Source organism: Ereboglobus sp. PH5-5 (assembly GCF_029504805.1).
Lineage (GTDB): Bacteria > Verrucomicrobiota > Verrucomicrobiia > Opitutales > Opitutaceae > Ereboglobus.
Genome location: NZ_JAQFIT010000010.1, coordinates 56,110 through 78,830, shown reverse-complemented (window position 1 = coordinate 78,830; position 22,721 = coordinate 56,110). Strand labels below are relative to the sequence as shown.

21 protein-coding genes and 1 tRNA gene are annotated in these 22,721 nt (G+C 57.2%); 9 read left to right on the top strand and 13 right to left on the bottom strand.

The genetic code is table 11. The annotated features are described in order from the left end of the window. Positions 1–55: 55 nt before the first annotated feature. Positions 56–1,336: a PLP-dependent aminotransferase family protein gene (locus tag M2103_RS08060; RefSeq protein WP_277509847.1), complete on the bottom strand. Its 1,281-nt coding sequence runs from the start codon at positions 1,334–1,336 to the stop codon at positions 56–58. Positions 1,337–1,658: 322 nt separating this feature from the next. On the opposite strand from M2103_RS08060, the gene M2103_RS08055 reads away from it, so the two are divergent. Then, positions 1,659–1,742: transfer RNA gene (locus tag M2103_RS08055), tRNA-Leu, on the top strand. A gap of 67 nt (positions 1,743–1,809) precedes the next feature. Here the strand turns inward: M2103_RS08055 and M2103_RS08050 are convergent. The 6 genes from M2103_RS08050 to M2103_RS08025 form a co-directional block, all read right to left on the bottom strand. Continuing rightward, positions 1,810–2,655 (bottom strand): TlpA disulfide reductase family protein, encoded by an 846-nt coding sequence (locus M2103_RS08050; RefSeq protein WP_277509846.1) that lies wholly within the window; start codon positions 2,653–2,655, stop codon positions 1,810–1,812. A 122-nt stretch (positions 2,656–2,777) separates the two neighbouring features. Beyond that, complete coding sequence (locus M2103_RS08045) at positions 2,778–3,677, bottom strand: TlpA disulfide reductase family protein (RefSeq protein ID WP_277509845.1); 900 nt, start codon at positions 3,675–3,677, stop codon at positions 2,778–2,780. A 55-nt stretch (positions 3,678–3,732) separates the two neighbouring features. Then, a complete protein-coding gene (locus M2103_RS08040; RefSeq protein WP_277509844.1) occupies positions 3,733–4,707 on the bottom strand; it encodes a TIM barrel protein in 975 nt (324 codons plus the stop codon). A gap of 255 nt (positions 4,708–4,962) precedes the next feature. Beyond that, positions 4,963–5,160: a 30S ribosomal protein S21 gene (rpsU, locus tag M2103_RS08035; RefSeq protein ID WP_108823894.1), complete on the bottom strand. Its 198-nt coding sequence runs from the start codon at positions 5,158–5,160 to the stop codon at positions 4,963–4,965. A gap of 252 nt (positions 5,161–5,412) precedes the next feature. Continuing rightward, positions 5,413–5,649, bottom strand: coding sequence for a hypothetical protein (locus tag M2103_RS08030; protein WP_277509841.1), 237 nt, complete (start codon positions 5,647–5,649; stop codon positions 5,413–5,415). Positions 5,650–5,770: 121 nt separating this feature from the next. Continuing rightward, positions 5,771–6,022 carry a hypothetical protein gene (locus M2103_RS08025; RefSeq protein ID WP_277509840.1) on the bottom strand — a complete coding sequence of 84 codons (252 nt, stop codon included), beginning with the start codon at positions 6,020–6,022 and terminating at the stop codon, positions 5,771–5,773. A gap of 107 nt (positions 6,023–6,129) precedes the next feature. Here M2103_RS08025 and M2103_RS08020 point away from each other — a divergent pair, with 107 nt between their 5' ends. Beyond that, the gene (locus M2103_RS08020) at positions 6,130–7,224 is read left to right on the top strand and encodes a hypothetical protein (protein WP_277509839.1); all 1,095 of its coding nucleotides are present in this window, start codon (positions 6,130–6,132) and stop codon (positions 7,222–7,224) included. Positions 7,225–7,339: 115 nt separating this feature from the next. Here the strand turns inward: M2103_RS08020 and M2103_RS08015 are convergent, their stop codons facing one another. Together M2103_RS08015 and M2103_RS08010 are read right to left on the bottom strand one after the other, a co-directional pair. Then, positions 7,340–7,774: a hypothetical protein gene (locus M2103_RS08015; protein ID WP_277509838.1), complete on the bottom strand. Its 435-nt coding sequence runs from the start codon at positions 7,772–7,774 to the stop codon at positions 7,340–7,342. A gap of 99 nt (positions 7,775–7,873) precedes the next feature. Next, a complete protein-coding gene (locus M2103_RS08010; protein WP_277509837.1) occupies positions 7,874–8,338 on the bottom strand; it encodes a hypothetical protein in 465 nt (154 codons plus the stop codon). Between the two features lie 764 nt (positions 8,339–9,102). Between M2103_RS08010 and M2103_RS08005 the strand changes: the two genes are divergently transcribed. The 3 genes from M2103_RS08005 to M2103_RS07995 all read left to right on the top strand — a co-directional run bounded on the left by M2103_RS08005 (position 9,103) and on the right by M2103_RS07995 (position 12,564). After that, on the top strand, positions 9,103–10,257 hold the full coding sequence (locus M2103_RS08005) for an AAA family ATPase (protein ID WP_277509836.1): 1,155 nt from the start codon (positions 9,103–9,105) through the stop codon (positions 10,255–10,257). A gap of 123 nt (positions 10,258–10,380) precedes the next feature. Continuing rightward, on the top strand, positions 10,381–11,661 hold the full coding sequence (locus M2103_RS08000) for an MBL fold metallo-hydrolase (RefSeq protein WP_277509835.1): 1,281 nt from the start codon (positions 10,381–10,383) through the stop codon (positions 11,659–11,661). Positions 11,662–11,673: 12 nt separating this feature from the next. After that, positions 11,674–12,564: a hypothetical protein gene (locus M2103_RS07995; RefSeq protein WP_277509834.1), complete on the top strand. Its 891-nt coding sequence runs from the start codon at positions 11,674–11,676 to the stop codon at positions 12,562–12,564. 149 nt (positions 12,565–12,713) lie between these two features. On the opposite strand, the gene M2103_RS07990 is transcribed toward M2103_RS07995, so the two are convergent. Continuing rightward, a complete protein-coding gene (locus M2103_RS07990) occupies positions 12,714–13,454 on the bottom strand; it encodes a metallophosphoesterase family protein (RefSeq protein ID WP_277509833.1) in 741 nt (246 codons plus the stop codon). Between M2103_RS07990 and M2103_RS07985 the strand changes: the two genes are divergently transcribed. Continuing rightward, positions 13,453–13,578 carry a hypothetical protein gene (locus M2103_RS07985; RefSeq protein WP_277509832.1) on the top strand — a complete coding sequence of 42 codons (126 nt, stop codon included), beginning with the start codon at positions 13,453–13,455 and terminating at the stop codon, positions 13,576–13,578. The two genes, M2103_RS07990 and M2103_RS07985, sit on opposite strands and share 2 nt — an antisense overlap. 82 nt (positions 13,579–13,660) lie before the next feature. On the opposite strand, the gene M2103_RS07980 is transcribed toward M2103_RS07985, so the two are convergent. Further along, positions 13,661–14,092, bottom strand: coding sequence for a PIN domain-containing protein (locus tag M2103_RS07980; protein ID WP_277509831.1), 432 nt, complete (start codon positions 14,090–14,092; stop codon positions 13,661–13,663). Next, positions 14,092–14,352, bottom strand: coding sequence for a type II toxin-antitoxin system prevent-host-death family antitoxin (locus tag M2103_RS07975; protein WP_277509830.1), 261 nt, complete (start codon positions 14,350–14,352; stop codon positions 14,092–14,094). Before M2103_RS07975 ends, M2103_RS07980 begins: the two co-directional genes overlap by 1 nt. Before the next feature lie 360 nt (positions 14,353–14,712). Between M2103_RS07975 and dnaE the strand changes: the two genes are divergently transcribed. Both dnaE and M2103_RS07965 read left to right on the top strand, forming a co-directional pair. Continuing rightward, a complete protein-coding gene (dnaE, locus tag M2103_RS07970; protein WP_277509828.1) occupies positions 14,713–18,684 on the top strand; it encodes a DNA polymerase III subunit alpha in 3,972 nt (1,323 codons plus the stop codon). A 242-nt stretch (positions 18,685–18,926) separates the two neighbouring features. Further along, a complete protein-coding gene (locus M2103_RS07965; protein ID WP_277509827.1) occupies positions 18,927–21,014 on the top strand; it encodes a glycoside hydrolase family 172 protein in 2,088 nt (695 codons plus the stop codon). 111 nt (positions 21,015–21,125) lie between these two features. On the opposite strand, the gene M2103_RS07960 is transcribed toward M2103_RS07965, so the two are convergent. After that, positions 21,126–22,094 carry a hypothetical protein gene (locus M2103_RS07960; protein ID WP_277509826.1) on the bottom strand — a complete coding sequence of 323 codons (969 nt, stop codon included), beginning with the start codon at positions 22,092–22,094 and terminating at the stop codon, positions 21,126–21,128. Between the two features lie 93 nt (positions 22,095–22,187). Here M2103_RS07960 and M2103_RS07955 point away from each other — a divergent pair, with 93 nt between their 5' ends. Further along, positions 22,188–22,670: a deaminase gene (locus tag M2103_RS07955; protein WP_277509824.1), complete on the top strand. Its 483-nt coding sequence runs from the start codon at positions 22,188–22,190 to the stop codon at positions 22,668–22,670. Positions 22,671–22,721: the final 51 nt, after the last annotated feature.

Here is a 22,721-nt window from a genome sequence, read left to right as displayed (position 1 = left end):
AAAATTCATCCAACACCACAAACGCTCCGCCCAAAACGCGGGGCGTTTTTTAGGGTCAAAACTGTTTCGCCACCGAGGCGAAGCGGCGCGCGGCTTCCGCCAAGTCCGCGGTGCCAAGCACGCCAAAGCTCAAGCGGATGAAATTCTTTTCCGGCGAATCACCGAAGCACAAATCTCCCGGCACATAAAGCACGCCCGCCTCAATGCATGCGCGGCAAAAGGCCGAGTCCATGCCCGTGTCGAGTCCGCGCGGCGCCTCGAGCCATATGTATAACCCGCCGGCCGGCTCAACCCATTTCCAGCCGCGCTCGCGCAAACCGGCACCGGCAAGCGCGCCGTGCAACGCGAGCATTTTCGCCTGGTATGCCGGCCTCAGGCGCGCGAGCTGGCGTTCGTAATTCTTGCCCGCCAGGGCATGCTCCATGATTGCCTGTCCGAAATTCGCGGAGCCAAAATCATGGTGGCCTTTCACATGGAGCATCCTGCCGCGCCACGCCTCGTCGGTGCATGCGCCGTAACCGACCTTCAAACCCGTCGCGAAGGGTTTTGTGAGCGTGGCGGTGTAAAGTTTCGGGAACGGCTTCCAAGCCGGAAGGGCGAGCACGCTGCGCGCGCTGTATTCATTTTCAAAATACAATTCGCGATACGCGGCGTCCTCGATCACCGGAATGAACATGCCTCGCGCCGCGAGAGTTTCGGCGATGCCGTTCTTTTCCGACTCGTCGAGACAGCGCGCCGACGGGTTGCAGAAATAGCTAACAAAATAAACCGTGCGCACACGGCGCCCCTCCTCGCGCAAGTCATCGAGCAGCTTGCCAAGCGCAACGGTGTCGATGCGGTTTCCCGCGTCGATGGGCAGCGAGCGAGCCTCAATGCCCAGGCCGCGCAGCATTTCCAAAAAAACAAAATAGCTCGGACGATCCACCAGCACGACATCGCCCGGATCGCACAGCACCTGCATCGCCAGATACAGCGCCTGCTGTGAGCCGTTTGTAATGAACACATCCCGCTCGGACAGGCTCCCGTCGCTCCCGAGACGGTCCGCGCGCGAAATCCGTTCCGCAATCAACCGGCGCAAAATCGCGCGCCCTTGGTTTGTGCCGTATTGGAGAAACTCATTGTTGCTCGCCACCGCGTCCGCGCACAACGCCCGCCATGCCTCGCCGACAAAATCCACCGGCAGCGTGGCATTGTCCGTGAACCCCGCCGCAAGCGACAACAGCCCCGGCGTTTCCAGCGCCATCGTCATGAGGCGGGCGATTGTCGGCGGAGCGGCGCGCTCGCCGAGCCGGGAAAACATAGCGGTGTGTTCGTGCGTGTTGTGTGATGCGGACATGAGAGAAACGTCCGCAAAGAAAATACTTCGGTCCCGATTTGGCGACGCTTGTTTTTTTAAACACGGGTGCCGTGCCAAGGTTTGTTTTTTTAACAGCCGGGGCGTGCTCGCCGGGCGCGACAAGAATTACGAGGAGGAAACGCGCCGGTTTCGACGTTTCAAGCGGTGGCAACAATCCACCAACCACCCCACCCCATTAACGCCGCGCCTGAAAAATGGTCTTATTCGGATAATGGTGTCACGGAATGGCGCAAACAGCGCTTGCAAGCCGCGCCGGACATTCGTCTTAATTTGCGCTTCTTGCTGGCAGCAAACCGCTCATGCCCGGGTGGTGGAATGGCAGACACGAGGGTCTTAGAAGCCCTTGCCGAATGGCGTGCAGGTTCAAGTCCTGTCCCGGGCACCATTTTCTCGCGCGTCGCAATGACCGGGAAAGCGATCAGGCGGTCGCATCACCGCCGTTTGATTTCGAATTATTTCGCCAGCAATTTTTCGAGTTGCTGTTCGAGGTCGTTACCGCGCAGGTCGGTGGTGACGATCTTGCCCTCCGCGTCCAGCAGGTATGTGGTGGGAATTGTTTCGACCCCGTATTTTTCGGAAAGCGTATTTTGAGGATTGTCGCCTTCAAAGTATTGCGGCCACGGCATTTTTTGCTGCTCAACGTATTTCAGGAGCGCGTCCTTGTCGCGGTCGAGGCTGATGCCAATTATCTCAAATCCCTTGTCGTGATATTTTTGATACGCGGCGAGGACGTTCGGAATTTCCGCGACACACGGCGGGCACCATGTCGCCCAAAAATCGATGAGCACCACCTTGCCCTTGAATTGCGAAACAGTAAGCGGTTTTCCAGCGATGTCGGTCACGGAAAAATCTGGAAATACCTTGCCGGGTTGCAGCGCGGCCCTTGTCGCCTGTATCTCGCGAAGCTGCTTGAGTTGCTTGAGCATGTCGTCGACATGCGCGGCGGCCTGAGAGGTTGGATAATCCGTCTTGATGCGTTTCACGAGCGCCTCGGCCTTGTCGAAATCGGTGAGCACTTCGGCGTAAAAACGGGACTTCATGACGAGCACTTCGGCGAGCTCATCCGCGGGCGCCTTCGGGTTGGCGGCGATGATTTTATCGAACTCGGCGAGTTCGCCCGCAAACACGGCCTCCGTTGGCTGTCCGGAAAAGTTTTGCAGCTTTTGGCGAAGCGAGGTCACCACCTTGCCCACGGCCGTCCGCACGTCGCCCGTTCCAGTCTGGGCGTTAATGGCCGGCGCGCACACGCCCGCCGCAATTGTCGCTGCAATCAAAATCATCCAGTGCTTCGTTTTCATGAATTGTATAAGCTGTGTTAGAGTCATTGGCGGCGGGTTTGTTCAACCGGCCTTCCGTAAAACGCATGCGAAATTCCAGGGTCCCACGCGGACGCGCGCGTCGCGCAAACCCGCGGGGGCGATTACTTGCCGAGCGCCTTGCGGACTTGTTTGTCGAGTTCGTCGCCGTGAAGATTTTTCGCGATGATGCGACCTTCGCGATCGAGCAGAAATGTCGTCGGAATCGAAAGCACGCCATATTTCTCAACCAGCCCGCCGTCCCACGATTTCCCATCGCAAGCCTGCCTCCAGGGCATGCTGTTTTTCGCGATGAAGGCGCGCAATGTCGCGATGTCCTTGTCGAGACTGATGCCGATCACCTCAAAGCCGTCGGCGCGGTATTTTTGATGCGCGGCAATCACGCCGGGCATTTCTTCGCGGCACGGCGGACACCATGTGGCCCAAAAGTCCACGAGCACGATCTTGCCGCGATACTGCTCCAGTGAAAGCGGTTTGCCGTCAATGTCCGTCAACGCAAACACGGGGAACTGCACGCCGGGCTTGAGCGAGTCGCGGATCGCCATGCGCACTTTGCGCGCCTCGGCCTTGGCAATGTATTCCCCGACCCTGCCCGCCTGCGTGGTCGAGGGAAACTCGGTTTTTATCCGGCGGTAAATTTCAATCGCCTTGTCGGGATTGTCGAGGGAGCGCTGGTAAAGCGATCCTTTCGTGACAAGCACCCGCGCCACGTCGTCGCTCTGCTCGGCCTTGTGGGTGGCGACGATTTCGTCGAGCGCGGCGATCTCCTCCTTAAGCAATTTTTCCGTGGCCTCATCGACCGCGGCCAGTTTTGCGCTGATACGTTTTTCAACCGCCTCCAATTTTGCCGCGACGCCGGTTTCCCCGGATGCGGTTTGCACGGCCGCGAGCCATGCCGCCGAATCCGCAGCGCGGTTGCCGCAGAGCTCGCGCCCGGCAAATATGATCGCAAGCGGCGCGATGATGGCGAGGAGGAGATATGCGTATGGCAGACTTTGTTTCATGGGTGGGTTTGATGGTTGGTGGTCGCAAATTGTGTGGCAGAAATCGCCGTCCGTGTCAGCCGCGCATGAGCGCCTCGATTTTATTTTTCGATTTAATCACGTTTTCCACGGACACGCGCGGGCTGAGCTCAAGCACCAGCTTGTGATGCGGTTTCCAAAAACGGCTGACCATTTCAAAATCGATTTCCCCCGCGCCGATGGGCTGGTGATCGCGGCCGTCGGCGGTCGTGTCGTGCAAATGGAATCCGGCAAGCCGCCCGGCGTTTTTCTCCAAGTGCTCGCGGTGCGAAAGGATGCCCAGCTGCTCCTTCAACCGCGCATGCCCCGTGTCGTGCCAGTAGGCGGCGGTGTTGGGCCGCGCAAGGCCGTCGAGCAATTCCCCGAACTGATCGTCAAGCGGCAGCTCGTCGGGACGCTCGCGGTTTTCAAACCCAAGCGTCACGCCGCGCTCGACCGCGTATTCGCGGATTTCCCCGATGCTCGCGCGCACCTGATTCCAGTTGGGGGGCATGCGCTCGCGAACTTTTCGGAGAACTTTTTCGCGCAACGCCGCAAAGTCCGCCTCGCCCGCAAAACGCGCCGGCGCGTCACTCGCGCTGTAATATTCATCAGCGCGGGCGAGCAGTTTTTTCACGGGATTCCTCCACCAAAAACGCACGCTGCCCAAATGTGTCACCAGCACCCGCGCGCCAACCTGCGCCGCGAAATCCAGCGAGCGCCGTGTCTGCCGCACCCATTGATCGTGATGCGTCGGGTCGTCGACCGACGGCTCATAGGCGTTAGGCGCGGGACGGCTGAACCCCGTCGGAAGCGGGCAAAAATTGTGCGTCGAGCTGATCTTGATCACGCCTTTCTCAAGCGCGCGCAAAATTCCCGGCACCAGCGTGACCTGAACCCCGTGGCTCAACTCCGCATGGGAAAACCCCATATCCGCAATCTCGCGCAACATCGCGTAACCATCCGTGTGCCGGTGCGAACACCAGCACGTGGAAAGCGCGAGCGGCGGAAAACTGGATTCGGCGGGGCGCATTTGGGTCAATGTGACAGCGTCATTTGTCTGAAATTCTCAGGATAACGGAAGGGCGAAGCCTCCGGCTGAACCGTTCATCTTTTAGGCGATTTGGCGCTTTCGGCTCAGCCGGAGACTTCGCCCTACCCACCAAAATGCAAAATGAAACGGTCATGGGCATAACAAGCCTGCCCCTCACCTTCCCCGCAAACACAAAAACCGCCTGCGACATCGAAGTCATCAGGCGGTTCGAAAGTGAAAACAGCGTGTCTACGCTCAGTCCGCGTAACGGCGGCGGAGCATGGCGGTGAAGGCCATGACCTTTTCCTTGCGGCGACGCTTGTCGCAAGGTTTTTCGTAGTAACGCTTTGCGCGAACACCACGGATGATGTTTTCGCGCTCGAGCTTCTTCTTCATGCGGCGGAGCGCACGATCAACGGGCTCGTTTTTGCGGATTTTGATTTCGATGGACATGTGTGTTTCTTAACGGATTGGTCGGAAAAAGACGTGAACTACGCAGGATATCCGCCCCCGCGTCAAACGAAATTTCCTAACATTCTCATCATCCCATAAACGCCATGTCGAGGTGTTCAAAAATGCGAGCATGTGAGGAAAGGAGCCCCTCGTCAAACGTGTCGTAACACACCATAAAAACATCTCGCCAGGCGACCACGGTCGGCATTACGGCCACCGCGCATCCCAAGGTGGGTCAATTCCTCCTGCCTGCTACCGGGTCAGTTCGCAGTGCCTGTTTGCAGCGAGGCTGCCGACGGCGTTGTAACCGTAGATTGTTGTGCTGCCGTCCTGGTCCTCGGCGGCGGCAAGGCGGTTGTCGGTGTCGTAATAATAATCCGTGCCGGTGCCGTGGTTGGTGGAGACTCGCTCAATGTTGCGGTCGCGGGAGTCGTAGATGCGGACAACAGCGGCACGAACATCTGTATGACTTGCAAGAACGCAGGCCAATAACAACAGACAAACTGACAATTTACTTTGTAATCTTCGCTTCACATTTGTATTTAAAAATCAACAAACATCAACCTGACCCTTTCGGTTGCTTTCTTCGCTTCACATTTGTATTTAAAAATCAACAAACATCAACCTGACCCTTTCGGTTGCTTTCTGACCCTTTCGGTTGCTTTTCGGCGGCGGCAAGGCGGTTGTCGGTGTCGTAATAATAATCCGTGCCGGTGCCGTGGTTGGTGGAGACTCGCTCAATGTTGCGGTCGCGGGAGTCGTAGATGCGGACAACAGCGGCACGAACATCTGTATGACTTGCAAGAACGCAGGCCAATAACAACAGACAAACTGACAATTTACTTTGTAATCTTCGCTTCACATTTGTATTTAAAAATCAACAAACATCAACCTGACCCTTTCGGTTGCTTCGTATTTAAAAATCAACAAACATCAACCTGACCCTTTCGGTTGCTTCTTCCCGTTTACATGAGCGGCTATCAAAAGCGCGTGCTCAATGATGTCGCTTGCCATTTTGTGCCGGGATCGGAGCCGTGTTTGCGCGCCACCGTCATCAAGGAGGGGAAATGGTTTGGCGTGGGCAAGAGTTTCCGCGTGCTGCCGATATTGATGGATCATTCCGCGTTTGGTGGATTCTCATTTTTAGTGGAAATAGATCGAAAGAAGCGAGTGCTCTACAGCGGCGATTTTCGCGGACACGGGCGCGCGGATTTGCTCGGGGCATTTTGCAAGAATCCTCCTGAAACCGTGGATGCGCTGCTGATGGAGGGCACCACGCTCAGCCGAAAAACCGGCGATGCCGCCGGCAGCGGACTGGAAATGAGATTCAAGACGGAACGTGAAATCACCGCCGAGTTTAAGTCCGCGTTTGCGGAGGCGGGCAACAGGATTTGCACCGTCATGGTTTCGGGCCAGAACATCAGTCGGCTCGCGGGCATCGCATCGGCGGCAAAGGCCGTCGGCAGAACCTTCGTCGTCGATTTTTACACGGCGCAAGTGATTCTCGCCTCGGACAACGATGCATTCACCGGACAATTCCGAAAGGAGATGGGCGTTTATATTCCCCTGAACCAGCGGGTTAAAATAAAGAAACTCGCCAGCGAGGAAATGTTCGAGTGTGTGGAAAAACTCTCCTGCCAGCGTGTGTATTTGCCATCCAAAACCAAAACCACATCGAGGCCGAGCGCTCCAAAATATGATTTCTCAAAACCTGAAAACCAGTCGAAGTTTGTATTTCTCCTCAACGGAAGCGTCCTTGCCGATTTGAAAAGAGAGCCGGGGCTGGCTTTTGCGCAGCCGGTTTATTCAATGTGGGAAGGATATTGGAAACGCCCGGATAAAATGAAATGGCAGAAGGAATTTGTAAGCAAACACGGATTCGAAAAGCCGCTGTTTATTCACACCTCCGGGCACGCCTGCCCGGCGGATTTGAGACGTTACGTGAAGGCTGCCGCGCCCAAGTTGCTCGTTCCTATCCATACGCAGGTGCCGGAAGATTACGCCCAATTATATCCAAATGGAACGGTGCGCGCGCTCACCGACGACGAGTGGCTAGATTTGTGAACGCTCTGGACATAAGCAAAATTAGCATTTGTGCGTAGGGGCTTCTCTTGCAAAGCCCTGCCAGACGAATGCCCGTCAAACCGGACGTCGCAAGCGACGCCCCTAAAAATATGACTCAGCAGGCGTTGGGATTTGCCGCCATCCAGCCGCGAAATGGATCACCCAGTGGAAAACAAACCGCCATCAGATGGTAAAATTTTCTGTCAACATCGAGCGGTTTATCTAAGCGGCACACAAACGGTTTTTCGATTCGATATACATGGAGCATGCCTCTCAAGTCGAGTGATTCAGATGCCTTGGATATGATGCCGTCCAGCAGTGAATCGGCATGGGCTATCTCACCGTTGTTCGTATAAATGATATCGTGCGAACCAAGGGGAGGATTAAAAAGCAGGATATAAAACGGGAAGTTCTTGATATCCAATTCCCGTATGGCAAAGGCTCGTTTGTTAGTAAGCTTGGACACATATTTTTTTGTTTCCGCTCGCGAACGGAACACGCCCTCAGGCATCTGTTGTTCGTTTTCGACTACTGTAATAATGCTTTTCATTACAATAAATACGAAATTCAGAAACTGTGATCTTATCCTGAGCGAAAATCGCGTCAGTTATTGCTTTTTGACTTTTGCGAATGCGAAGGCACCGGCGGATTATTTATTTTTCACAAAACCCGCTTCCCTTAATTTCTGAAGAACAAACACGTCGCTGACAGGACGCCCGAGTTTTTCCTCCAGGGCAATTTTCATGCGGGCGAACAGTGACGTTTTCCCCTCGCTTAGATATTGGGCGTATTTGGCGCGTTTTGCCGCGAGTTTCGCCTGCTGCTCTTTTCGCGCGCGGCCTTTTTCCGTCTCGATGCCGTGACGGTGTCCGCCGCGTCCGGGGCGATTGGTGAACACCGCCGCGCCATGGCGCAGGAATTGCGAGTGCAGCTTGGCGACATGGGTGGCGGAAAGCCCCGTGATGTCGGCGATTTGCGAGGCTTTCAATTCCGGCGCCACCGCCCGAATCAGAACAGCCTGAATGCGCGAATACTCCGGCCGGCTGGCGGCCTTGGAAAGGAGCAGTTTCAGTTCAACGGCGGCATTGGAGGGAAATTGTTTTCGCGGACGCATAATTGGACGGGAAAGATGGTTGCGATGTGCAGTCAAGACGCGCGCCGACCACGTTCAAGTCAAAAAGACAAAAATAAGTTAATCGTTCGTAGCAAAATTGCGTCTACTTTCTGAATTCCGTATTAATGAATAGGGGATTCGCAATCCAACAAACCACCACAAACAATCCGCAAACATCATCAAAAACTGCTCAAATGCATAAAAACCATAACACCAAAAAGTCGAAACTAAACAGCGACCTACTCGATCACCCTAAAGACGGACTGCGCATTCAAATATTCCACGGGCACTGCGCCACACGCCCCGCACGCCAATCCCAATAACTGCGTCGCCGCGATTCGTTTGAAAGCAATAAACGCACACACTCTGATCCAGCCAATACGTCATAGTGGGGTTTCAAACAATACGGCAGATTTCATTATCTTCCAATCCTCCTCAGGAATTCGGCGCATGATGATAAACCTCCGGACGGCGGTGGCGCAGACCTCTATTTGAGCGCAGCCTCCGCATCCCGCGCGGATGCTTGCCTCCGGTCGCACGTTATGATGCGCCTCCTCTTACTCGTATGGTTCGGTTCTCATGAAAACTATCAACGCAAAGGGCAAGAAAGCGCGCCGCGGCGATATTCGGAGGCGCGAGCCTCGGGAGCGCCAGTCTTCAACCCGCACAGCCTTCACGGCCCTCCATCTTGAATCCGGTGAGTGTTGTTGAGCCCTGCGCGCCCCTGGAGAATCACTCTCATTACTCTGCACATTTTAAATATCATGATACCACCCGCGCCGCCCAACAACCAATTCGTCGCCTTCAACACGCCCGAACTCGATACCTACAATGCCATCATTTGCAGCCTCCACGGCGCCGGCCCGCTGTATAAAATCGCGCTCCAAGCGCTTATACACATCGACAAACTTGCCGCCGACTATGCGCCGCACCTGCTTCGTTGCGATAATACGCTCGGCCCCAAAAAAGGCACGGGCCACAGGCGCATCTCCACTCTTACGCAGTGTTATTTATATAAGATGCCCGACTCGACCTATATTATCGCCGAGAGCAACGGCTGCTTCATTGGCGACACCATCCAGGTCTTCGCCACATCAAAGGAAACCGCCGAGCATTGGGCGCGCGAAATTCAAAAGCGCTACCAAAAACGCATCCGTAAAAAATGTCCGCGCCCGTCGTTTTCCGTGCTTTGTTTTAATGATGGAAAACCGCAAACAACAACCGTCGAAATCACCCGCGCCTTCGCAATGAAGGACGAGCAGCTAAATCTCTACTACGGCGACGATGCCGCGACATGGGAGCGCCAGCTCATCGCAACGATGAAAACCAAGGACACCGGCACGATGATATTCCAAGGGCCGCCCGGCACGGGCAAAACGACCTTTATCCGGCACCTCGCCGACAAGCTCAAGCGCACGCACCGTTTTTACTATCTGCCCGTCACGCACGAACGCCTCCTCACCTCGCCCGAAATGGTCGGCTTCTGGGTAAAGGAAAACAACCGATATGAAAAACTCAAAAAAGTAATCATATTGGAGGACGCCGAAACGCTGCTCGAACGCACGCCGCACGGACGCAGTGGAGCCGTTGCCAATTTGCTAAACATAGCCGACGGCCTGCTGGGCGAATTATTAAAAGTTCAAATCCTCTGCACGGTGAATTGTGAAATCACCGAACTCGACTCCGCGATCATCCGCCCCGGACGCCTGATCGCCTTCCGCGAATTCCCGCGCATCCCGCCCGAACGCGCGCGGCACATCGCCCAAAAGCACAACCTCGGCGCCGCGCTTCCCGATCTCCCCGATTATGGACTCTCCGACATCTTTGGCAAAAAACTGGACCTCGCACCCGTCGCGCAACCGTCCCGCCGCATTCTCGGATTCGCGGCGGGGTTTCATCAGGAGGCACAAACCAACTGATCAAAATATGGAACCGAAACACGGCTGTTTCACAAATCTTCTTGATTCACGCCAACCCAATGTGTGCATTTGGCGACACCCCTTCCGCGGCGAAACTTCAACTCCGCTGCATTTATGCGCACCATGAGCACGTTCCCAAAACTTTGCATCCACCGTGGAGCCGACGATATCGGCGGTTCGTGCGTCGAAATTCAATCCGCCAATGGCAAGCGCCTCATCCTCGATGTCGGCATGCCGCTTAATGACGAAAAGCCGACCCCAAACCACATGCCTCCCGTCCCCGGCCTGCAAGGCGGCGATTCCTCAATCGAAGGCATTCTCATCTCGCACATGCACGCCGACCACTACGGCCTGCTGCACTACGCGCATGAGTCGATCCCCGTTTATATGAGCCGCTTCAACCGCAACGGCCTCGCGTTCGCCGCGAATTTCGTGGACGGAACCAAACCGTGCCCGCGCGCCCGCATCATTTATGCGAATAAAACATTTCGCGTGGGCAAAAGTTTTACCGTCACGCCGCTGCCAATGAATCACTCCGCATATGGAGTTTTTTCCTTCCTCGTGGAAACAGACGGCAAACGGGTTCTCTACAGCGGCGATTTCCGAGGGCACGGGCGCAAGGATTCCCTCGGCGATTTTTGCAAAAACCCGCCAAAAGGCATCTCTGCGGTTCTCCTCGAAGGCACCACACTCTCCCGCAACAGCAATGGACGCTTCCGCACCGAGCATGAAATAGAAGCCGATTTTGAAAACCACTTCCGCGAAAGCGACGGGCTGGCCACCGTGATGTGCTCGGGCCAGAACATCGACCGCCTCGTGACCATCGCCAAGGCCGCGCGCAAAGCGGGCAAACGCCTTGTATTGGATTTCTACACAGCCGAGATAATCAAAATCACAGGACACCGCGGCATCGTCCCCTATTTTGAAAAAAACACCGACGTATATCTGCCGTGGCATCAGAAACAAATACTCATCGAAAAACAGGATCCCAAACTATTCGCCCGGATAGGCTCCTGCAAGCCGCGCCGCATCTATGACCTGAATGAAATTCCAAAATACAAGCTGTCCGCATATGTGTTTCAATTGAGCGGTAGTGTCCGGAAGGATATGGACAAGTTGAAAACCCTCAAGCTCGCGCGCCCGATCTACTCGATGTGGGAAGGTTATTGGGAACGCCTGGACAAAATGATCCGGGAAAAGAAATTTCTCAAAAAACATGGTTATGACGAACCTGTCTTTCTGCACACCTCGGGCCATGCAAGCCGGGAGGATCTGGAACGCTACGCGAAAGCTGCAAACGCCAAACAAATAATCCCGATCCACACGAAAGTCCCCCAATTATACAAATCAATCTTCCCGACCGCCAAAATCCTCAACAACGGGGAATGGCTTGATATAAAATAACCTAATAATAAAATGAACAATAGCATGATATTAGAAAATGGATCACTGAAAATACATCTTCCAAAGGATGAGGTGACATGGTTTGCTTTCTTGCAATTATCCAGGCTGGTAAATTCCACACAAGGTGGCTGGGACTCAAAAACTAATTGGATAAATAGAGGATTGCATATACTGGCCTCAGATCATTATATAGAATTTATTAAAAAGTGGACAAAAAATTCGCTGAAATTATCTAATAAAAATTCCCCTAAAATAAGAACTTCTGATTTCAAAATTGAAGATCGTAACAAGGCACTGAAGGAAGGCAAAAGAGGATCAGAAGGCATGCCTAAAGCAGGAACTGAGAATCAATTGAACTGGAACTTGTGCACCTATCTCTTTGAAAAAAATAAAGAACAGAGATATACATTCACCTACGAACTGCCATTGGCAGAAGAGCAAGAAGGTCAGTTAAAATCTGACATTGTTGCGTTTATACCTGATAGTAATCTTGTAGAAATCATCGAACTGAAGAGAGGAAACTCATCCAATTCGCCACTGATGGCCTTGGTGGAATCTATATGTTATACATTACAATTGCTTCGTTGCTGGGAGCATATATCTAAGGATGAGTCGATTAAATGGGGACAACCGGAAAAGCCCAAGACAATAAATATTATTTTGGCGGCACCCAAAGAATATTGGGAAAAATGCAAAGACGAGGAAAGCACACCGGAAAATTTCAATCAATTAAATAAAATCGTTAGTGCGGTAGAAACTGCAATTCGGAAATGGATGGATAATTCAGATTTCAAGCTCAATCTTATCATTGCTGATTGTATTGATTTTGGAAAAGGTGGACTCCGCGCCCATAAAGACTCAATGGGGGCTGATGTTCATAGTCCGGTTTTGCTATCGAGATAAGCGAAAACAATTTCCGAATAACGTCACAGGAACGTCTCGGCTGTTTTGCCGAGGCGCATTGAAATTTCAGTTGAATCGCCCTGTGCCGATGGGGTATCCGCATCCCCAGTCGCTGGCGCGTTTCCCCTACGCGCCAAGTGCTGTTTGGGTCAAAATTCCGAGTCCACCTTACCACCGGCAAGTCCGGCCTCCCTGAGTGCGTCGATGTATGCTTGCTCGTCATATGGGACGCGGTGGAGCGTGATACGGCGGATGGAGGTGTCGAATATCAGATATTGCGCGCGATTGTCGGACTTGTCATTCGACGAGCGCGGATTTCCAACACTGCCTGGATTTATCAAATATCTGGTGTCGGGTTTCAATTTGTAGGGGCGTCCGCATTGCGGCTGAAACCATCGCGGCATTTTTCCGGACACCCAAAGGCCGGCCTCGTGCGTGTGACCGAAAAAGCCCAGCTGCCCCGGTAGTTTCTCAAAAGAAAGCCGGGCCGATTCCGTGTCGCAGATGCAATCCCAGGAGCCGAGCGCATGATAGGATGCGTGCGTGATGGCGTGGGTGTAAGTTTTGATAATCAGAGGCAGCTTGCGCAGCCAGCTCAAGCTCGCGATGCCGAGTTGCCTGCGCGCCAGATCGATGCCGGGAATGGTCGATGGAGCCGTTGGGGCTGCGCCAAAATCGACTCCGCGGCGCGCCCATGCGTCGTGATTCCCCAAAACGGTCGGGATTTCAAGTTCGCGAAGTTTTTCCACACAAGCCTCCGGGCACGGGCCGTAGCCGACCACATCGCCAAGGCAGAGAAATTGTTCGACGCCACGGCGCGCGGCATCCTCGAACACGGCGTTCAAAGCGTGCAGGTTTGCGTGTATGTCCGAGAGAATTCCTATTTTCATGCGTTTCGTGAAGGTGCAGGGCTATATTGATTGGCCGGGTGGCGCGAACTACCATGTCTGCTTTTCTGTTAATTTCAAATGGGGTGGGTTTGAGCGTCCACGCTACGTTGATTTTGTTTTGTGACCGGTCTCCATCGAACAGAACAGTGAAGCCTCTCAGAGATGACGAATGGCCGGAATTGCAAAGGTGCGTTCGGGTGTTGCGCTCAACGCCCCGTCTCCACCGGTGGCGTATCGACAACCAGCCCGGGCATGCGATGAAAATCCCTAGTGTTAAAGGTCGCCACGCCATAACCGTGATGCAACGCGGTGGCAGCGATCATCAGGTCCGCAATTCCGACAATGATTCCATTTCCATGAAGAATCGCTGTCATATCAGCGCACTGCCGCGCGCATGGCAGCGAAAAGTCCAGCACGGGAAACTGCAAAATGACCTGCTCCACAAACGCAGAACGACGGCGTCGGCGCGCGGCAGTGTCGACCCGCGCAACGCCGGTTAACAATTCGGTGGCCGTTACCGACGACATTGCAAAAAACACCCCGGGCGTCCCGCCGACGTAGGCGGCAAGATCAAAAACACCCTTTTCCGCGCGAATGAACACGCTGGTGTCGACAAGAAAACCCGGGGCGTCGCGCATTACCATTTGATTGCCGGCGGCGTGTTGGCGATCTTGCGGATTTCCTCAAGATCGGCGGCAAAGGACTCCGCCTCGCCGGGAGGCAGGACAGGCAGGGGGGCGCGTTTGAGGGCGCGCGCGATTTCCGCCCCGGTGCGCGGCGCGCGTATGGGACACACCACCGCGTAGGGTTTCCCATTTTTCTCAATGATCACATCGCCACTGTAATGGGCGGAATGGAGCAATTCGGAGAAATTCTTGCTCGCATCGGTGGCTGACATGATGTTTGGCATGCGAAACAAAATCCGGATTTTCCGCATTTTGTCAAATCTCAAGCCCCCGCTGGCAAAATCCCTGCCAACGCACCTCAAAACAATCCGAAAGCACTCCGCTCGCGCCGGCCCCGCGACACAAATTCAGGCATCACATGCGACGCCCCTGCGCGGGTCGGCGACATGCGAGGAAAAGCAGTTTTTTTTGCCGTTGTCCTCCTCCCCAACCTCCTGTCCCGCAACAGCAACCATTCGATTCAATTTTTTCTCCCGCATTCCGCAATTTTGCCCGTTGAAAAACCGCCCCGCTTCCCTTCCCCTTCCCTTTCCAAAACCGTTCCAACCTTTTCAATTTTTCCCATCTCCACCGTGTCCGCTCCCATCGTCACCAACGTCACGCCCTCCGCGCCCGCGAAGGATTTTGTCCACCTCCACGTCCACTCCGATCGCTCGCTGCTCGACGGGTGCTGCCAGGTTGACAAACTTTGCAAACACGCCGCGTCGCTCGGCATGACCGCGCTCGCCCTCACCGACCACGGAAATCTCTTCGGCGCGATCGACTTTTACAACGCCGCAAAAAAGCAAAACCTCAAGCCCATCATCGGTTGCGAAATCTACCTCGTCGAGGGCTCGCGCCTCGAAAAACAGGGCCGCGCCGAGGACGGCAAATCCTACTACCACCTCGGGCTTCTCGCCAAAAATCTCACCGGCTACCAAAACCTCCTCAAGCTCGTCTCCGACGCGCACCTGCACGGCTTTTATTACAAACCGCGCGCCGACTGGGAAACGCTCGCAAAATACTCCGAGGGCCTCATCGCGTTCTCCGGCTGCCTCGCCGCGATCATCCCGCAACACCTCATGCACGATCGCGAGCGGGAGGCCCGCGCCGCATGCGCCCGTTTTGTTGAAATTTTCGGCAGGGAAAACTTCGTCATCGAAATCCAGGACCACGGCATCCCCGAGCAAATCAAAATCATCCCCGGACTGCTCAAGCTCGGCGAGGAATTCGGCCTGCGCGTCATCGCCTCCAACGACGTCCACTACATCCGCGACACCGACGCCGACCCGCACGACGCCATGCTCTGCATCCAGACCGGCGCCAAGCTCGACGAGCCCAACCGCATGCGTTTCGACACGAAGGAATTTTACCTCAAGTCGCACGACGAAATGGCGCGCCTCTTCGCCGAGGTTCCCGAGTCGATCACCAACACCCGCGCCATCGCCGAGATGTGCGACCTCGAAATCCCGTTCCCGAAAGGCTCCGAGCGCTACCCGAAATACCCCCTGCCCGTCGAAATCAAAAGCGTGTATTCACCTTCTGAATACCTCCACAAGCTCTGCGTTGACGGCCTCAAGCAACGCTACGGCGTTGACCACGACGAAGTCGCCGCGCGCCCCGCCGTCGCCGAACGCCTCGAAAAACTCGCCACCGCCCTCGTCGCCGGGCAAAAGGCCGTCGAGGAGCGCGGCATCACGATCGACAAGCTCGCCCCCGACGAAAAACCCCAGCCGCCCGACAACAACGGCCTCGCGCCCGAGGAGATACTCGTCGTGCGCACCGCCTACGAACTCGCCATCATCAACCTCACCACCTACGTCGATTATTTTCTCGTCGTCTGGGATTTCATCCGCTGGGCCAAGGATCACGACATCCCCGTCGGCCCGGGCCGCGGCTCCGGCGCAGGCAGCCTTGTCGCCTACCTCCTTTCAATCACCAACATCGACCCCATCCGCTTCGGCCTGCTATTCGAACGCTTCCTCAATCCCGAGCGCGTTTCCGCGCCCGACTTCGACATCGACTTTTGCATGCGACGCCGCGGCGAGGTCATCGACTACGTCCGCGAAAAATACGGGCGCGACTGCGTCGCCAACATCATCACCTACGGCACCATGGGCGCGAAAATGGCCATCCGCGACATCGCCCGCGTCAACAGCCTCCCCTTCGCCGACTCCGACCGCATCGCGAAGATGATTCCCGACGAGCTCAACATCTCGCTCACCGACTCGATCAAAAAATCCGCCGAACTCCGCCTCGAAATCGACCGCAACCCCGGCACCAAGCGCATCATCGACACCGCCCTCGTCGTCGAAGGCATGGTGCGCAACACCGGCAAGCACGCCGCCGGCATCATCATCACCGACAAGCCGCTCGACGAGTTCGTGCCGCTCACGCTCCAGGAAGGCGACGTCACCGTGCAATACGACATGAGCGCCGTGGGCAAACTCGGCCTCCTGAAAATGGATTTTCTCGGCCTCAAAACCCTCACCATTATTTCCGACGCCGTTGAAAACATCCGCCGCACCGCCGCGCCCGATTTCGACATCGAAAAAATCCCGCTCGACGATCCCGTCACCTACAAACTCCTCAACGCGGGCAAAACCGTCGGCGTCTTCCAGCTCGAATCCGAAGGCATGCAAAACGCCGCGCGCCAAGTCGGCATCTCGTCGATCGACGACATCAACGCCATCTCTGCGCTCTACCGCCCCGGCCCGATGCAATTCATCCCCACCTACGCCGCCGGCAAAAAAAATCCCGCGTCAATCGTCTATCCGCACCCGCTCCTCAAGCCCGTCCTCAAGGAAACCTTCGGCGTCATCGTCTATCAGGAGCAGGTCATGGAATGCGCGCGCGTCATCGCCGGCTTCACCCTCGGCGGCGCCGACATGCTCCGTCGCGCAATGGGAAAAAAGGACGAGGCCGAGATGAACCGCCAGCGCGGCATCTTCGTTGAAGGCGCGAAAAAGACCCTCAACCTCGACGCGAAGAAAGCCAACGAAATCTTCGACTTGCTCCACAAGTTCGCGCAATACGGCTTCAACAAATCGCACTCCGCCGCCTACGCCATGATCGCGTATCAAACCGCGTATATGAAGGCCAACTACCCCGTGCAATTCATGGCCGCCGTGCTCACCGCCGAACTCGGCAACGCCGAAAAAGTCTCGCACTTCATCGCCGAGGCCGAGGCGATGGGCATCACCGTCCTCGGCCCCGACATCAACGAATCCGGCCCCAACTTCACCCCCGTCATCGCACGCCCCGCCGGGTCGGGTGGCACGGGCGACTCGCCCGTGGGATCGGGTGGCACGGACGACTCGCCCGTGCCCTCGGGCAAAATCCGCTTCGGCCTCGCCGGCATCAAGGGCGTCGGCGAGCAAGCCGCCGTCAAATCGCGCGACGAACGCGACGCCCACGGCCCCTACACCAGTTTCGAAAACTACATCCTCCGCTCCGACCCGCGCGCTATCAACAAACGCGTGCTCGAAAACCTCGTCGCCACCGGCGCGTTCGATTTCAGCGGCGTGGAACGCGAAACCCTCTTCCCCCGCATCGACCTCGCCCTCGGCGCGCTCTCCGAGCTTCAGCGCAAATACCCCGCGCTCAAAAAAGACGCCGGCAAACCCAAGGAGGAAGCCCCCGCCGGCACGATGCTCTTCGACCTCGGCGCGATCGACAGCGCCCCGCCCCTTCCGCCCATGGGCGAACTCGAAAAAGAATTCGCCCAAATCCTGAAACACTCGCGCAAAGTCACCCCCGCCGCGCCCGCCGCCGCAATCGACGACGACAACGACACACTCGCCCTCGGCGCGGTCGCCAAGGGCAAAAAGAAAACCGCGTCCACAGGCGCCGCCGAACGCATCCTCACCAAGGAAAACCGCCTCCAGTTTGAAAAGGAACTGCTCGGCTTCTACGTCAGCGGACACCCGCTCAACGAATACGCCGGACTCGTCGAGGCGCTTGACACCTACGCGATCGGCGACCTCATCACGCTGCCCGACCGCACCGAGTTTCGCCTCTGCGGCATTTGCGGCAACATCGCCAAACGCCTCTCGAAAAAAGACAACCGCCCCTGGGCCTCGTTTGGCCTCTCCAACAAAAACGGCGCGATCACGCTCAACATGTTTGCGACCACCTACGAGGAATACGGCGCGGTGCTCGCGGAAAACGCGCTCGTGGCCGTGCAAGGCATGGTGCAAGTCAACAAGGAAGGCGAAAAGCGCATCCAGATCAACGAGTGTTATCCGCTGGTGCCGTTCATCGCGCAAAATATCCGGCGCATCACCTGGCTGCTAAAACCCGATCATCCCGAATTGCCCGAATTCCTAAAAGCGTTGCGCAAAACCCTCGACCAAACTCCCGGAAAAACCGAAACCTCCTTCGCGTTTCTTTTCGAGGACCGCGTCGCGCCCATCGCCGAGGCCGCCGATTCACTGGCCTGGACTTTCACGACCGAGTGCTTCAACCAAATCCGCAACCACCCCGCGGTCCTTGGCGCGCAAATCCATGCCGGGCCGCTCATCCTCAAGCGCCAGGAACGCCGCTGGGCGCCGAAACGGGATTAGTTTTTTGGTTCGCCCCGCCAAAAGACATTTCCCCACGACAGTTTAAGCCGAAACCGCTCTGGATCAAACGACGCCCTTGCGGCGAGGCACATGGTTCCTTCCTCAAGCCCGGCTGTTATTTGTTTCAAAAATTCCCCCGCCTCTTTTCGGAAATCCACCTTGTGCACGGACGCCGATGAGGGCAGTTTACCAGTGCTGCGAAACAGGCGCGAATGGTTCGCGCGCGTTTCTTCTTTCCCATCATGAAACCCAAAACACTTCTGCTCGCCACCCTCCTTTTCGCCATTTTTGCGGGCGCGGCAAACGCCGGCACCATCACCATCAAGTCGCTGCTTGATGAAATGACCGACCGCGACGAACGCGCGCGCTTCCCCGAGCCCGCCTTCACCTGCGCGCAATTCAGCAGCTACGATCGCGCCTCAGTCGCGCCGGACAAACCCGGCTGGTTCGCCAACTCCGACCGCTCCATGTTTCTCCGCGTCGAACGCAACAACGGACGCCGCGAGTTCGTCATGTTCGACGCCGGCGGCCCCGGCGCAATCGTCCGCTTCTGGATGACGTTCGCCGGCAAGGATTGCGGGCGCGGCACCATGCGCATCTACATCGACGGCGCCGGCACGCCCGCCGTCGAGGGCACGGCGTTCGACATCCTCAGCGGCAGCATCATCGCCGGCCCGCCGCTCGCCGCGTCCGTCTCCGAGGAGACGCCCTACGAGCGGCGCGGGCACAATCTCTACTTCCCCATTCCCTATGCGAAGCATTGCAAAATCACCTACGAAAGCGGGAACCTGCGCGAGGACGATCCCGGCGCGAAAAAAGGCGACACCGAGCGCGTTTATTACAACATAAACTATCGCTCGTATCCCGCCGGCACGTCCGTCGAGTCCTTCTCAAAATCCGTCGCGCAACGCCACGCCGCCGCCATCTCCAGCGCGCAGGAGAAACTCGCATCCGGAGCCGCCGGGCTCGCCCCCGCCGGCAATTTCACCGGCCTCGTCGCCAATCTCGCGCCCGGCGCGAGCCACGCAGTCACCCTGCGCGGCCCCGCCGCCGTCGCCAGCATCGCGTTGCGGCTGCGCGCGCAAAACCAGGAGCAGGCGCTCCGCTCCACCATGCTCGAAATCACGTTCGACGGCGAACAAACCGTCCGCGTGCCCGCCGGCGACTTCTTCGGCATCGGTTACAAGCAGCTTCGAACAAACACCTATTACACTACGACTGACGAATCCGGCCTCATGCGCGCCGCGTGGGTCATGCCGTTTGAGAAAAACTGCGTCGTCACGCTGCGCAATCTCGGCGCGCAGACCGTCCGCGTAACCGACGCCGCCGTCGCCACCAAGCCGTGGAAATGGGATGCGCGCTCCATGCACTTCGGCGCGGGCTGGCGCCAATACACCAAGGTCCTCGCCGGCCCCCATGACAAAGCCGTCGACCTCAACTACGCCGAACTTCGCGGCAAGGGCGTTTATGTCGGCGACAATCTCGCCATCTTCAACACCACCTACCGTTGGTGGGGCGAGGGCGACGAAAAGGTCTATGTTGACGGCGAAAAGTTCCCCTCGCACATCGGCACCGGCACCGAGGATTATTACGGCTACGCATGGTGCCGCCCCGAGGTTTTCACCGGGCATCCGTTCATCGCGCAGCCCTTGGGCGAAGGCAGTTTCGCGCCAAAACTTTCCGTCAACACCCGGTATCGCGGCCTCGACGCCATCCCCTTCGGCAAATCGCTCCGCTTCGACATGGAACTGTGGCACTGGTCGCCCACGCGGGTAAACTACGCGCCCGCCGCCTTCTGGTATATGCTCCCCGGCGGACGCAGCCTCGCGCCCGACAACACCGCCGACGCCCGCGAACCCGTCGCGCTCGACCGCTCCGATATCATCCCAAGCGACCTCCAAAGGGACAAGGCCGGCGCGCTCTTCATCGAGGACGAGGATTTGCTCGTTGAAAAAACCACCTCCGGAAAAGCCGCCGCGCAATCAATCAAGCGACCCATGCCGTGGAGCGGCGGCGCGCAACTCTGGTGGCGTGATCTCAAGCCCGAAGCCCGCGCCACCTTTGCCTTTTATTCCGACGTCTCCGGCCGCTTCGACATGACCGCATTCCTGACCACCGCGAACGACTACGGCACATTTGATGTCCGGTTGAACGGAAAAACCGTTTTCAAAAATCTCAACCTCAACACGCCCGAGCTCTACACCACCACCGCGCAAGCCGGCGTCGAACTCGTCAAGGGCAAGAACACCCTCGAGGTCGAACTCGTCGCGCCGTCCAAGCATCCCGGCGGCAAAACTCACTTCGGCCTCGACAGGCTGCTGTTCAAGTGAACGGGGCTGCGGTTTCGGCGGTTCGCGCGATCGCGACCATCCGACAACCGCCCCGCCCAAAACGATCCTGCGATTTCCAAAACCGCGCCCGGCCCGGTCAATCAAGCCGGCCTATCGCATCGGCCCTAGCATCCAGAGTTGATACTGGATTTTTTCTATTTCGTCGAAGAGGCCGAGTTCGGCGGCGGCGCGCATGCGCAGGCGCAGCACGAGTTCCGACTCGGCCCAGTCGGCCGGCAGGCGCGATAACGCGAGCCAGCCGTCGCCCATGCGCGCCGGTTTGCTCCAAAGCGCGTCAATCGCCTCCATGACAAGATCGGCGGGCGCGAGCGGAAGCGAGGCGTCGGTCGCACCGGGCGAGACGAGGAAACGCATCGCGCCGACCTGTGTCTCGCTGCCGGCTTCCCTGACGATGACGTTGTAGATGCGATCCGCGCGCAGCACGCGATCCTGCGTGGTTTCGAGCTGGTCGATGCGCAAGGGCGGGAGCACGTTGATCGCGACACGGGGTGGAGCGACGGGATCGGCGGGATCAACAACCGCCACGTCATAACGCACGCCGGGGCGCGGCTCCCACGTGATGGTCGGGTTGGTAAAACGCGTCACACCGAAAGGCGAGGTCACCAGCACGCGCCCCGTGCTTTCGCGCGGACCGCCGTAACGCGCCGTGATGAGGATTTCCCTTGGCGAAACCAGAAAATCGACCGCGTCCTTCTTGGGCTCCCGCGCGGGTTCGGGGCGGAGGGTTTCGGGACCCTTGATTTTTTTGGAGGAGGCGTCCCCGGGGTGCACGACGATGATGTTTGCGCGCGCGGGCACGTCGATGGCCGAGCCGGAGGGAACGGCGAGGGTGGTTTCAAACGGAATATTTTTTCCATCAACGCGAACCGTGGTCGCGCCGCCGGTGGAAACGAGATAGGCGGCGGGCATCACGAGCTCGGGCTCCTTGTTCCATACGCGCATGAAAAACGAAACCGCCACGCCGGCAAAAACGACGGCGACCACAAAACCCGCCGCCGCAAGCCGTATGATCCGTCGCCTGCGCCGTTCCTCGGGGGTAAGTCGGAAAAGTTCGTCCATGATGCGCGCAACATGAAGGGGAAATAAGGCGGAAAGGGAAAGCAAAACACGCCTCGCTTTTTTCCGGGCGTTTTTCAATCTTCCCCGGATATTATGAGCACGGAATCAACCGAATCACTTGTGGACATCGTGGCCAATGCGGCCGCGACGGCGACGGAGCGCCCCTCGTGGGACGAATATTTCATGGCGACGGCGCTATTGATCTCGACGCGCTCGCCGTGCGAACGCCTGCATGTCGGCTGCGTGATCGTGAGCGGCGGCGCGCGCAAAAACCGCATCGTGGCAGCCGGCTACAACGGCTACCTGCCCGGCGTGCCGCACATCTCCCGGGTGCGCGACGGGCACGAGCAATCAACCGTGCACGCAGAGCAAAACGCGGTGGCCGACGCCGCGCGCCGCGGCAGCTCGGTGGAAGGCTGCATCGCCTACGTCACACATTATCCGTGCATCAACTGCGCAAAAATCCTGTCCGCCGCCGGCATCGCCGAAGTGCGCTACCGCGACGATTACAACAACGACCCGATTGTCGCCCCCATGCTCGGTGACGCCGGCGTGCGCATCGTAAAGCTGGATTAAGCCCTGGCGAACAATGCCGATTCCATCGCAAAATGGCGCGTCGTCCGGGCA